At 41.8% G+C, this 12,574-nt stretch carries 11 protein-coding genes; all 11 read left to right on the top strand.

The window, feature by feature from the left end; all coding sequences use genetic code 11:
- Positions 1 to 8: 8 nt before the first annotated feature.
- The 11 genes from icd to SporoP17a_RS02975 all read left to right on the top strand — a co-directional run bounded on the left by icd (position 9) and on the right by SporoP17a_RS02975 (position 12,457).
- On the top strand, positions 9 to 1,277 hold the full coding sequence (gene icd / locus SporoP17a_RS03025; protein ID WP_083032247.1) for an NADP-dependent isocitrate dehydrogenase: 1,269 nt from the start codon (positions 9 to 11) through the stop codon (positions 1,275 to 1,277).
- 69 nt (positions 1,278 to 1,346) lie between these two features.
- Positions 1,347 to 2,285: a malate dehydrogenase gene (gene mdh, locus SporoP17a_RS03020; protein WP_083032244.1), complete on the top strand. Its 939-nt coding sequence runs from the start codon at positions 1,347 to 1,349 to the stop codon at positions 2,283 to 2,285.
- A gap of 149 nt (positions 2,286 to 2,434) precedes the next feature.
- Entirely contained in the window at positions 2,435 to 2,920 is a 486-nt protein-coding gene (locus tag SporoP17a_RS03015; RefSeq protein ID WP_083032241.1) for a MaoC/PaaZ C-terminal domain-containing protein, read from the top strand.
- Positions 2,910 to 3,605, top strand: coding sequence for a response regulator transcription factor (locus tag SporoP17a_RS03010; protein WP_083032238.1), 696 nt, complete (start codon positions 2,910 to 2,912; stop codon positions 3,603 to 3,605). Before SporoP17a_RS03015 ends, SporoP17a_RS03010 begins: the two co-directional genes overlap by 11 nt.
- Before the next feature lie 6 nt (positions 3,606 to 3,611).
- A complete protein-coding gene (pnpS, locus tag SporoP17a_RS03005) occupies positions 3,612 to 5,027 on the top strand; it encodes a two-component system histidine kinase PnpS (RefSeq protein ID WP_083032235.1) in 1,416 nt (471 codons plus the stop codon).
- A 69-nt stretch (positions 5,028 to 5,096) separates the two neighbouring features.
- Positions 5,097 to 6,074 carry an FtsH protease activity modulator HflK gene (gene hflK / locus SporoP17a_RS03000; protein WP_083032232.1) on the top strand — a complete coding sequence of 326 codons (978 nt, stop codon included), beginning with the start codon at positions 5,097 to 5,099 and terminating at the stop codon, positions 6,072 to 6,074.
- Positions 6,071 to 7,096, top strand: a complete 1,026-nt coding sequence (gene hflC / locus SporoP17a_RS02995) for a protease modulator HflC (RefSeq protein WP_083032229.1) — start codon at positions 6,071 to 6,073, stop codon at positions 7,094 to 7,096. The genes hflK and hflC overlap by 4 nt, the downstream gene beginning before the upstream one ends.
- A 97-nt stretch (positions 7,097 to 7,193) precedes the next feature.
- On the top strand, positions 7,194 to 9,818 hold the full coding sequence (gene polA, locus SporoP17a_RS02990; protein ID WP_083032226.1) for a DNA polymerase I: 2,625 nt from the start codon (positions 7,194 to 7,196) through the stop codon (positions 9,816 to 9,818).
- Between the two features lie 9 nt (positions 9,819 to 9,827).
- The gene (gene mutM, locus SporoP17a_RS02985) at positions 9,828 to 10,700 is read left to right on the top strand and encodes a bifunctional DNA-formamidopyrimidine glycosylase/DNA-(apurinic or apyrimidinic site) lyase (RefSeq protein WP_083032223.1); all 873 of its coding nucleotides are present in this window, start codon (positions 9,828 to 9,830) and stop codon (positions 10,698 to 10,700) included.
- A gap of 12 nt (positions 10,701 to 10,712) precedes the next feature.
- Positions 10,713 to 11,315 (top strand): dephospho-CoA kinase, encoded by a 603-nt coding sequence (coaE, locus tag SporoP17a_RS02980; protein WP_083032221.1) that lies wholly within the window; start codon positions 10,713 to 10,715, stop codon positions 11,313 to 11,315.
- Positions 11,316 to 11,434: 119 nt separating this feature from the next.
- On the top strand, positions 11,435 to 12,457 hold the full coding sequence (locus SporoP17a_RS02975; protein ID WP_083032218.1) for a glyceraldehyde-3-phosphate dehydrogenase: 1,023 nt from the start codon (positions 11,435 to 11,437) through the stop codon (positions 12,455 to 12,457).
- Positions 12,458 to 12,574 lie beyond the last annotated feature (117 nt).

Here is a 12,574-nt window from a genome sequence, read left to right as displayed (position 1 = left end):
TATCAATAATGGCTAACGATGGAAAGATTACAGTAACTAACGGTGTTTTAAACGTCCCAGATCACGCAACGATTCCTTTCATTATAGGTGACGGCACAGGTCCGGATATTTGGCATGCGGCTTCACGCGTAATCGAAGCAGCTGTTGAAAAGGCTTATGACGGGAAAAAGAAAATTAATTGGAAAGAAGTTCTTGCTGGAGAGAAAGCATTCAACGAAACTGGTGACTGGCTTCCAACAGAAACTCTTGACACAATTAAAGAATATCTGATTGCGATTAAAGGACCACTCACTACGCCGATTGGTGGAGGATTCCGTTCATTGAACGTAGCATTGCGTCAAGAACTGGATTTATACACTTGCTTGCGTCCGGTTCGTTATTTCGAAGGAGTACCATCACCCGTGAAACGTCCTGAGGATTGTGACATGGTTATTTTCCGTGAAAACACAGAAGATATCTATGCGGGTATCGAGTACCAAGAAGGTTCTGACGAAGTAAAAAAATTAGTTAATTTCCTTCAAACTGAGTTAGGTGTTAAAAATATTCGTTTCCCTGAAACTTCAGGTCTTGGGATCAAACCAATTTCTGAAGAAGGCACTAAGCGCCTTGTGCGCTCAGCGTTGAACTATACGATCGAAGAAGGCCGTAAATCTTTGACGATTGTACACAAAGGAAACATCATGAAGTTCACAGAAGGCGCATTCGCGAACTGGGCATACGAGTTAGCTGAAGAAGAATTCGGCGACAAAGTATTCACATGGAGAGAATATGACCGCATTAAAGATGCTGACGGAACAGATGCTGCTAATAAAGCGCAATCTGATGCAGAAGCAGCTGGCAAAATCATCGTAAAAGATGCAATTGCTGACATCTTCTTGCAACAAATTCTGACACGTCCAAAAGAATTCGATGTAGTAGCTACAATGAACTTGAATGGTGACTACGTTTCTGATGCGCTTGCAGCACAAGTAGGCGGAATCGGAATCGCACCAGGAGCGAACATTAACTACGAGTCTGGACATGCAATCTTTGAAGCAACTCATGGTACAGCACCGAAATATGCAGGATTGGATAAAGTAAACCCTTCATCCGTATTGCTATCAGGTGTTATGATGCTTCAACACCTTGGCTGGACTGAAGCGGCTGATCTAATCACTGCTTCTATCGAGCAAACAATTGCGTCAAAAGTAGTGACATACGACTTCGCACGTCTAATGGACAATGCGACAGAAGTAAGCACTTCTGGATTCGCTGATGAATTAATCAAAAACCTATAAGCGTTACAAAAGAGGGGGATGAGAATCCCCCTCTTTCTACTATCTTGTTCTGAAAAAGGAGAGTTTTACATGTCATTGAAGCGTAAAAAAGTATCGGTTATCGGATCTGGTTTTACTGGAGCAACAACTGCATTCCTTTTAGCTCAAAAAGAACTATGTGATGTCGTCCTCGTCGATATTCCAGCTATGGAAAATCCGACGAAAGGCAAAGCATTAGACATGTTGGAAGCTGGCCCGGTTCAAGGATTTGATGCCAGTATTATCGGCACATCCAATTATGAAGACACAAAAGATTCTGATGTAGTGGTCATTACTGCCGGTATTGCACGCAAACCCGGAATGAGCCGTGACGACTTAGTACAGACAAATCAAAAAGTCATGAAATCAGTAACAGCTGAAATTGTTAAGTATTCACCTAACACGAAGATTATTGTGTTAACGAATCCAGTAGATGCCATGACATATACTGTATACAAAGCGTCTGGGTTCCCTAAAGAACGTGTGATTGGTCAATCAGGTGTACTGGATACAGCTCGTTTCCGTACGTTTGTCGCACAAGAATTAAATCTATCAGTAAAAGATGTAACAGGCTTCGTTTTAGGTGGTCACGGAGATGATATGGTGCCTCTAGTTCGATATTCGACTGCTGGTGGTGTACCTTTAGAAAACTTGATTCCTGCTGGTCGTTTAGAAGAAATTGTAGAGCGTACACGTAAGGGTGGAGCTGAAATCGTCAATCTATTAGGTAATGGTTCTGCATATTACGCGCCAGCTGCTGCCTTGGTTGAAATGACTGAAGCTATTTTGAAAGATCAAAAACGTGTCTTACCATCGATTGCGTTTCTAGAAGGCGAATACGGCATGAACGGTATTTATTTAGGTGTCCCGACAGTGTTGGGTGCGGAAGGTATCGAAAAAATCATTGAACTTGAATTAACCGAAGACGAGAAAATGGGACTTCAAAAGTCCGCTGACTCTGTACGTACTGTAATGAGTGTTCTGGCGTAAAATTATAGGTTGAAGATCGGACAGCTATCTAGCCGTCCGATCTTTTTTCATGTTAGCTCGATTTTTCATGAGCGGATTGTTATAATTTACTTATTGAAGTAATTTTCAGCTTTTTCATTGATGACTTTAGAAATACAGGAGGGGTTTATTTGTTGAAGAATAAACGTAAATCGATAGGAAAAGAAATCACGGAGTTAGAAATCGGTGAAAGGTTGCACTTGACCGAAAAGATTGAAGACAAAGATTTGATGTTGTACCTAGGGTTGACTAATGATGCCAATCCACTTTATTTGCAACATGATTACGCAGCGGAGACGATCTATGGACAACCCATAGTACCACCCATCATGTTGACGGGTATTGTGACAGCTGCTATATCTAAACACATGCCTGGACCCGGTGCGCATATTATTCATCAGCAACTGCATTTCCCTAAGCCTGTCTATCATTACTCCATCGTTGAATTCTTTCTGGAAATTACGAAACTTGATATTCAGACTAATCAAGTAACCATCCAAGTAGATGCAACGGATCAAGAAGGAGAACGAATTATGAGCGGAGAAGTAGTGGTCATCGCTCCGCAAAAACATCCTGTCAAAGCAGTGCAAACGAAAGGATCTGAGAATGAAAATTAACCAGCAAAAGATTTTGATTGTGGAAGATGAACAGTCTATACAGAAATTGCTTGCATTCACATTGCAACAAGCAGACTATCACACGGTACTTGCGAGTGATGGAGAAGAAGCTATCGAAAAAGTATTGGACGAAAAACCTGATTTAATTATTTTGGATTTAATGTTACCGAAAATAGACGGAATAGAAGTTTGCCGTATGCTGAGAAAAGAAGATATTCAAACACCGATCATCATGTTGACTGCTAAAGGTGAGGAAATGGATAAAATCATCGGCCTGGAAATGGGTGCGGACGATTACATGACAAAGCCTTTTAGTCCACGTGAGGTGGCAGCAAGGGTTCGTGCGGTTCTGAGGCGGACGGGTGAACGTAGCCATACGAAAGAGAAGAAATTGGTTGCGGGTCAGCTGACAGTGTATCCTGAACGCTTGGAAGTGTATTTAGGCGAAACACTACTAGAGTTTACGCCGAAGGAATTTGAGTTGCTTGTGTATTTCATGAGGCATCCGAATCGCGTGTTCTCCCGTGACCAGTTGCTGCAAGCGGTATGGAATTATGAGTTTGCAGGAGATTCTAGAATTGTTGATGTGCATGTGAGTCATCTGCGCGATAAAATCGAAGAAAATACGAGAAAGCCGCGCTATATCAAAACAATGAGAGGCGTCGGTTACAAGTTTGGAGAGTAAAACTAGATGAAGTACTACTACACAAAAATTTTAACTGTATCCGCTGTCATCTTATCTATACTATTAATTGTGCTAGGAATTATCTTAGGACAATTTTTTCATTTATTTGGAAAAAATGTAGATGCGACCATACAACAAACCTATTGGGTGTACTTACTATTTACGCTCGTACTAGTATTTGTTGTGATGATGTTTGTGGTCGCGAAAATCCTTCAGCAGTATGTAAAGCCGTTTGATCACTTTACAAGTGTCGTGCATCAATTGGCCCAAGGGAACTATTCAGTGCGAGCGCATAATGAAGATAGTGAAATCAATCATCAACTAACGAGTTCCATTAATCAAGTAGCTCAGAAACTACAAGGGAACTCTGCACTACGCGCTATGGAACAAGAGCGTTTAAATACATTGGTCAGTAGCATTGGAAGCAGCCTGTTGATGTTTGGACGTCAAGGCGCTGTCAATTTAGTCAACCGTGTGTTTGAAGAAACTTTCCAGCGTAATGGAGAGGAACTGATGGGGAAAACGTTTAAAGACATTGGGTTACCTTCAGATATTGAAAAAGAAATTGAAACGATATTTTTAACAGAAGAAGTCCGCACGTTCCAGTCCCAAGTAGTATTAGCAGAAGGCGTTTGCCATTTAGACGTATACGGTGCGCCTGTCATTGGCGAAAATGGCAATTGGCTTGGCATCGTGATCATTATGCATGATATTACAGAGTTGGTTCATCTCGAGCAAATACGTAAAGATTTTGTGGCGAATGTATCCCATGAATTAAAGACACCTGTTACTTCGATTAAAGGCTTTTCAGAGATGTTGCTCGATGGGGCGGTGGAAGATCCTGTGGTCAGGCGTGATTTTCTGGAGATTATGTATAAAGAAAGTAATCGCCTACAATTATTGATTGAAGATTTATTGCGCTTATCGAGCATGGAACGCGGAAGTTTTGAAATCACACGAGAGCCTGTGGATGTGATGGAAGTAGTCGAGCAATCCATCAAAGTCGTTCAAAAGAGAGTGCAAGAAAAAGAGATGCGAATCGATTTGCATGTGCCCGAACAAGTAAGTATTATTGCGGATCACGATCGGTTAGTGCAAGTGATGGTGAATTTATTGAATAATGCTATTGCCTATTCGCATGAAAAAACAACTGTGACGGTTTCCGTAGAAGAAATTGACGACTATATTGAAATTTCCGTTCGCGACCAAGGTATTGGTATCATGCCTTCAGAGCTCCCTCGTTTATTTGAACGTTTCTACCGCGTAGATCGTGCGAGAAGCAGGGAGTCGGGCGGTACGGGGTTAGGGCTTGCGATTGTCAAACACATTGCTGAAGCACATCAAGGCATCGTCACAGTGGACAGTAAAGTGGGTGTCGGTACTGTTTTCCGTATTCAACTACCTACCCATGGACAACTATAATCAAGAAAAGTGAAACTTACTTGACTACTGTTCCGTACAGTAGTCATACATAGAAAAGGGGGAACAGATATGAGCACAAAAAGGATCCTGGTGACACTTGGTTTGTTTATCACCGGATTAGTACTTTTATTGATCGTCTTTACTACTTGGTACACAGTAGACGAATCTGAACAAGCTGTCGTTATTTCATTCGGACAAGCTGGCGCACCTGTGACCGACTCAGGCCTTCATTTTAAGTTGCCTTGGCCGATTCAGAAGGCGGAGATTTTATCCAAGGAAACATACAGTATTCATTTCGGTTACAAGCAAGATAAGTCGGGTGAGATCGTAGATAAGGAAACGAAGATGATTACAGGTGACGAGTACATCGTTCTGACCGATTTGACCGTGCAGTGGCGTATTGTCGACCCTAAGAAGTATTTATTCAATGCAGAAGATCCTATTGAAATATTGAGGGATGCGGCGTCTGCGTCTATTCGTTCCATCATCGGTAGTTCTACAATTGATGCGGCATTGACGGATGGAAAAGCGGAAATTGAAGCGAAGACACGTGATTTATTGACTAGTTTAGTAGAGAAATATGATATCGGTGTCGCAGTACAAGGCGTAAAATTGCAAGACGTTGAATTACCGAATGCAGAAGTACGTGCAGCATTTACCGCTGTAACGGATGCGCGTGAAACGAAAAATACGAAGATCAACGAAGCGAAAAAATATGAAAACCAGAGAACGAAAGAAGCAATCGGTGAACGTGACGCAATCAAGTCCCGAGCACAAGGGAAAAAGACTGCACGGATCGAACAAGCACGTGGTGACGTGGCGGTATTCAGTGATTTATATAATGAATATGCAAAAAATAAAGAAATCACGCGTGAACGTTTAATTATTGAGACGCTAGAGCAAGTATTACCCAAAGCGAATCTATATATCATGAACGACAGCGGAGAAACAATGAAGTATTTACCACTTCAACAGCTGCAAAAAGATCAGCCACCTGTAAAAGAAGAAAAGGAGAAATCAGCTGACAAAGGAGGTAAAGCTTCATGAGTAACGAACAAAACCCGTTCAAGAAGATAGAAGAAGCTCTCAAAAAGATGGGAGAAACTGATCAACAACAAAGTGCACAGAAGCCAGGACCGGAACCAGATCCTAAAGTTACGCAGATGCGACCGAAAAAAGCGTTTGATATGAAGAAGTATACGAAACTAATTATCTCACTGACGGTAGTCTTTGCGATTCTTGTCATTCTGTTATCCAACTTATTTATCGTGAAAGAGAATGAATACCGCGTCGTCCGTCAATTCGGTGAAATTACTAGGATTATCGAAAAACCGGGTATCAATATGAAAATACCATTCATTCAAAGTGTTAGTACGTTGCCGAAAAATCGAATGACTTCTAATGTGTCGGAAGCGGAAATCAATACGAAAGATAAGAAGCGGATCATTATTGATAACTATGCAATCTGGCATATTACCGATCCTGCTAAAATGATTTCCAACGCACGTAATATCGTCAACGCGGAAGCGAGAATGGAAGAATTTATTTATTCTGTCGTCCGAAATGAAATGGGACGCCTAGATTATGTCAATGTCGTCAATGATGAAGATTCTTCTCGCGGAAGTTTGAATGACGATGTAACAGCCAAAGTAAATAAATTTTTAGATGATGGTAATTACGGGATCAATGTAGTGGATGTACGTATGAAGCGTATCGATTTACCGGAAGAAAACGAACAATCTATCTACACGCGGATGATTTCTGAACGTGATTCGACTGCCCAATCCTACCTTTCTGAAGGGGATGCAGAGAAACAGAAGATTGAAGCGGAAACGGATCGTGAAGTGCAGGAAATGTTAGCAAAAGCGAAAAAAGAAGCGGCAATCGTAACCGCGCAAGGTGAGGCGGAAGCTGCCAAAATTTATAATAACGCGTATGCAAAAGATCCTGAATTCTACAAACTGTATAGAACACTTCAGTCGTATACGAAAGTCGTGGATGATGAAACGATGATCATCCTTCCAGCAGATTCACCATATGCCAAGCTATTAACCGGCAATATCGAGTAATCATAAGTGCGTCATTTTCATTAGAGTTGCCAAACGTGGTAAACTAGATGAAAATGACGTTTTTTATAGTGACGAACATAAAGGAGTGGGATGAATTTTGACGAAAAAGAAAATCGTCTTATTGGATGGAAACAGCTTAGCATACCGTGCGTTTTTTGCTTTACCTTTATTAACGAATGAAAAGGGTGTTCATACAAATGCGGTATACGGTTTTACGATGATGTTAGAGACCATCTTAGCGAATGAAAAACCGACACACGTAATTGTAGCATGGGATGCAGGGAAAACAACATTCCGCCACAGTACGTATACAGAATACAAAGGCGGACGTCAAAAGACACCACCCGAGCTATCCGAACAGTTCCCGTATATTCGCAAATTAATTGAAGCGTTCGGCATCACGCAGTATGAACTGGATCTATACGAAGCAGATGATATTATTGGGACACTGAGCAGAGAGTGCAGTGATGCGGAAGCGGATGTCGTCATCATCTCAGGAGATAAAGATTTAACGCAACTCGCGAATGATCAGACAACGGTATGCATCACAAGAAAAGGCATTACTGACCTTGAGAAGTACACACCTGCACATATCGAAGAGAAATACGGTATTGCCCCATTGCAGATCATCGACATGAAAGGTTTGATGGGCGATGCTTCCGATAATATCCCAGGCGTACCGGGAATTGGTGAGAAAACTGCACTGAAATTATTGAAGGAATATGGTTCTGTAGAAAATGTCTATGAATCGATCGATCAAATTACCGCTAAGAAAATGAAAGAAAACTTGGTGAACAATAAAGATCAAGCGTTCATGAGTAAAGAACTTGCCACAATTGAAGTGCATGCTCCGATCACCGTGTCATTGAATGATTTGGACTTTGTTGGACGCAACGAAGAAGAAGTGATCCAACTATATAAAGAGTTACAATTTAAATCATTGCTTGAAAAGATGGATGTAGCGGTCGAAGTTCAGCCACTAGAAAAAATCGCTGTTCATAGTGTGGAAGAAATCACTCCAGACATGCTGACGGATACGATGTCTGTGCATGTCGAGATCGATGGCGATAATTATTTGTCTGAAGATATTTTAGGTATTGGGTTGTCAAATGACACCGATACGTACTTCATTCCGACTGAATTGGCTACATCATCCGATCTCTTTAGGAACTGGATTGCGGATCATGCAACGCGTAAATACGTTTCAGACTCCAAATCAGCCTATGCGGCAATTGCGCGACTTGGCATGGAACTAAACGGTGCAGAATTCGATCTCATGCTGGCGGCGTACATCGTCAATCCTTCATTCTCAACAAATGAAGTCGCTGAAATCGCACGTTCATTTGGCTATCATGGTGTAGAAAGTGACGAAGCGGTCTATGGTAAAGGAGCTAAACGGACTGTACCGGCGCTTGAACAACTTGCCAACCATACTGCGAGAAAAGCCCATGCGGTGTGGGAGCTGTATCCAGTAGTTACCAAACAGTTGGAGGACAATGAACAGCGTGACTTATTCCATGACCTGGAATTACCGTTAGCCAAGATCCTTGGGAAAATGGAAGTAACCGGTGTGAAAACGGACGTAGAGGTACTGAAGACGATTGGTGAACAGTTGTCGGAACGTCTAGCCGTCATTGAGAAAACAATCTATGAAATGGCTGGCGAAAAGTTCAATATTAATTCGCCTAAGCAACTTGGCGTCATTCTGTTCGAAAAAATCGGCCTGACACCTATTAAGAAAACAAAAACGGGTTACTCGACAGCTGCAGATGTGCTAGAGAAACTCGAAAGTGAACATGAGATCATTCAACATATTTTATTATACCGACAGCTCGGCAAGTTGAATTCAACATATATCGAAGGTCTATCTAAAGAGATTCATGAAGACGGAAAGATTCATACACGTTTCCAGCAGGCGCTAACACAGACGGGTAGATTGAGCTCGATCAATCCGAACTTGCAAAATATCCCGATTCGTTTGGAAGAAGGACGTAAAATACGTGCAGCCTTCATTCCTTCAGAAACCGAATGGATTATGTTTGCGGCTGACTATTCACAAATTGAATTACGTGTACTTGCGCATATTTCACAAGACGAAAAATTAATTGAAGCATTCCGTCAAGGGGCGGATATTCATACGAAAACAGCGATGGATGTTTTTGGTGTGAAGGAAGAAGAAGTCGATAGCAATATGCGTCGCGCAGCAAAAGCGGTCAACTTTGGTATTGTCTACGGCATCAGTGATTATGGATTATCCCAAAGCTTAACGATTACCCGCAAAGAAGCGGGGGAATTTATCGATACGTATTTGGCGAGCTTCCCGGGCGTCAAACAGTATATGGATGACAGTATTATTGACGCCAAGCAAAAAGGCTATGTGACGACATTATTGAAACGCAGACGTTATTTGCCGGACATTACGAGTTCGAATTTCAACTTACGAGGTTTTGCCGAGCGTACGGCAATGAATACACCGATCCAAGGAACGGCGGCGGACATCATTAAACAAGCGATGATTGATATGGATGCCAGACTAGAAAAAGAACAAATGCAAGCACGTATGTTGCTACAAGTACACGATGAATTGATCTTTGAAGCGCCTATGGAAGAGTTGGAGAAGTTAAAAGAAATCGTACCGGAAGTCATGGAACAAACGATTCAACTCGATGTGCCGTTGAAAGTCGATTGGAATTATGGCAAGTCTTGGTACGAAACAAAGTGAGTGATATACATGCCAGAACTACCGGAAGTAGAAGGAGTGGTGCGAGATCTCGCACCGCTCGTAGAAGGGCGTACGGTGAAGCAGCTATCTGTATCGGATACCGTCGTCATTTCTAAAACAGCTGGAAAAGAAACGATTATTAAAGGGAAATCGGTGGACGACTTTCTTGACGGCATGGAAAATATGCACATCGAGAAAATTGTGCGTCGCAGTAAATATATATATTTTCATTTAGTAAAAGAACATCAACCATACTTGCTCGTCAGCCACCTGGGGATGACGGGCGCTTGGTTTGTCGTAAATTCTCCTGATGAAATTACTGAAGACAAGTTTCGAAAACACGCCCATGTCTTTTTGGAAATGGAAGACGGCGGATTACTCATCTATTCGGATATACGAAGATTCGGTGAAATGCGCCTGCTACAGACGGAAGAAGATTTTCCGCCATTGTTAGAAATGGCACCTGAACCTTTCTCTGAAGAAGCGCTGGATCATTTTTTATCGATGGCAGAAACTCCGAAGTATAAACGAAAACCGATTAAAGAAGTGATCATGGATGGCAAAGTGATTTCGGGATGCGGCAATATTTATGCTACCGAAGCTCTGTTTCATATGAAGATCCATCCGAGTCGTACAGCGGAACGCATCAGCAAGAAGCGTAAAGTTTTATTGTTTGAAGAAATTGTACGTGTTTTGCAAGAAAGTATCGATGCAGGAGGCAGTACAATATCTGATTACCGTTCAGTTAACGGCAACGCAGGAACGATGCAAGATCGACTGCATATGTACGGTAAAAAAACATGCGTAGCATGCGACACACCGACTAAAAGTAAGCAAATTGCGGGCAGAACATCTGTCTATTGTCCAGCTTGCCAAAAATAAGGAGTGATGAACGTGATCATCGGATTGACAGGAAGTATAGCGAGTGGGAAAAGTACGGTAGCGAATATGTTGCGTGAAAAAGGTTACCCTATTGTAGATGCGGATGTCATCGCGAGGGAAGTCGTAGAGCCAGGTAGTTCTTTGCTGAAAAAGATTCAACAGACATTTGGTGAAGAGGTGTTACGAGAAGATGGTACACTGAATCGCGAACAGCTTGGCGCAATTATTTTCGGCAATGAAATGAAACGACAACAATTAAATGAATTGATGCATCCTGCCATCAGAGGGCGAATGGTCAGTCAAAAAGAAGACTATTTAACTCAAGGCTATCAAACTGTGATTATGGACATTCCCTTATTGTTTGAAAGTAAGCTTCAAGACTATGTGGAAAAGATTATAGTCGTTTCGGTCACCAAGCCAATCCAAAAACAGAGACTGATGGCTCGCAATGAATTGACAGAAGCGGAAGCAGATGCCAGAATCACATCCCAGTTGGATATGCGCGTGAAAGAACAAGGCGCTGACGCGGTTATTCACAATAACGACACAGTGGAAGAAACTGAAAAACAGCTGGATGCCATCCTTGAAAACTGGCAAGCTGTACCGAGATCATGAGTGTGGGGAATTAATTTATAATTTTAATGTGTTATAGTGTTGGCATAATGATAAAATGTGTTATACTAATGAACGATTAAGGATATAAAGTATAACATACATGCAGGAGGATCCCTTTAATGACTACAAAAATTGCAATTAACGGACTCGGCCGTATTGGACGGATGGTATTCCGCCAGATTATCAAGGAAGACGATGTTAATCTAGTTGCTGTCAATGCGACATATCCAGCTGAAACGATTGCACATCTCTTGAAATATGACTCAACACACGGAGTGTTCGATGGTGAAATTGTTGCAGATGAAAATGCGATCGTCGTAGACGGCAAACGTGTACAACTTATTTCAGAACGTGACCCATCGAAATTGCCATGGAAAGAGCTTGGCGTAGAGATCGTGATAGAATCAACAGGTGTATTCAACTCACGTGATAAAGCGGCACTTCATTTGGAGTCGGGAGCAAAGAAAGTAATTTTAACAGCTCCAGGTAAAAATGAGGATGTAACGGTTGTAATCGGAGTAAATGACGAGAAATTAGATGTGAACAAACATAGTGTCATTTCGAATGCGAGTTGTACAACGAATTGTTTAGCACCCGTTGCTAAAGTATTGAATGATGAATTCGGTATTGTAAACGGCTTAATGACAACTGTACATGCTTATACGAATGATCAGAAGAACTTGGACAACCCACATAAAGATTTACGCCGTGCACGTTCTTGCGGAGAATCCATTATCCCCACTTCAACAGGTGCTGCAAAAGCTTTATCTCTTGTACTTCCTGAACTTGAAGGAAAGATTCACGGCTTGGCATTACGTATTCCGACACCGAATGTTTCCCTTGTGGACTTGGTAGTGGACGTAGAAAAAGATGTAACAGTTGAAGAAGTGAACAACGCGTTCCGTAAAGCGGCAGAAGGCCCGATGAAAGGGATTCTTCGCTATACTACAGAACCTCTTGTATCAATTGACTTCAATACGACTACTGAATCCGCAACGCTTGACGGACTATCTACTATAGTCATGGGCGATCGTAAAATCAAAGTGCTTGCTTGGTATGATAATGAGTGGGGTTATTCAGCTCGTGTTGTGCAATTGGCGAAAAAAGTCGCTACAGCACTAACTGACAAAGTCACTTCATAAATGAATGAATCGGCACTTCATCTCACGGGATGAAGTGCTTTTCTATGTCCCTTTGTTGTTGTATGGACAGTTTCTGTTATAATGAAAAGTACTAATGAATATGCGGAGGAACGAACT

Origin of the sequence: Sporosarcina ureae (assembly GCF_002082015.1) — a bacterium.
In the GTDB taxonomy this organism is placed as follows: domain Bacteria; phylum Bacillota; class Bacilli; order Bacillales_A; family Planococcaceae; genus Sporosarcina; species Sporosarcina ureae_A.
The sequence above is the reverse complement of the archived record's forward strand: the minus strand, read 5'-3'. Positions and strand labels throughout refer to the sequence as shown.

Excerpts from the sequence above, each read along its gene's own strand:
- icd (WP_083032247.1), top strand. The coding sequence starts at position 9 with ATGGCTAACGATGGAAAGATTACAGTAACTAACGGTGTTTTAAACGTC.
- mdh (WP_083032244.1), top strand. The coding sequence starts at position 1,347 with ATGTCATTGAAGCGTAAAAAAGTATCGGTTATCGGATCTGGTTTTACT.
- SporoP17a_RS03010 (WP_083032238.1), top strand. The coding sequence starts at position 2,910 with ATGAAAATTAACCAGCAAAAGATTTTGATTGTGGAAGATGAACAGTCT.
- pnpS (WP_083032235.1), top strand. The coding sequence starts at position 3,612 with ATGAAGTACTACTACACAAAAATTTTAACTGTATCCGCTGTCATCTTA.
- hflK (WP_083032232.1), top strand. The coding sequence starts at position 5,097 with ATGAGCACAAAAAGGATCCTGGTGACACTTGGTTTGTTTATCACCGGA.
- hflC (WP_083032229.1), top strand. The coding sequence starts at position 6,071 with ATGAGTAACGAACAAAACCCGTTCAAGAAGATAGAAGAAGCTCTCAAA.
- mutM (WP_083032223.1), top strand. The coding sequence starts at position 9,828 with ATGCCAGAACTACCGGAAGTAGAAGGAGTGGTGCGAGATCTCGCACCG.
- SporoP17a_RS02975 (WP_083032218.1), top strand. The coding sequence starts at position 11,435 with ATGACTACAAAAATTGCAATTAACGGACTCGGCCGTATTGGACGGATG.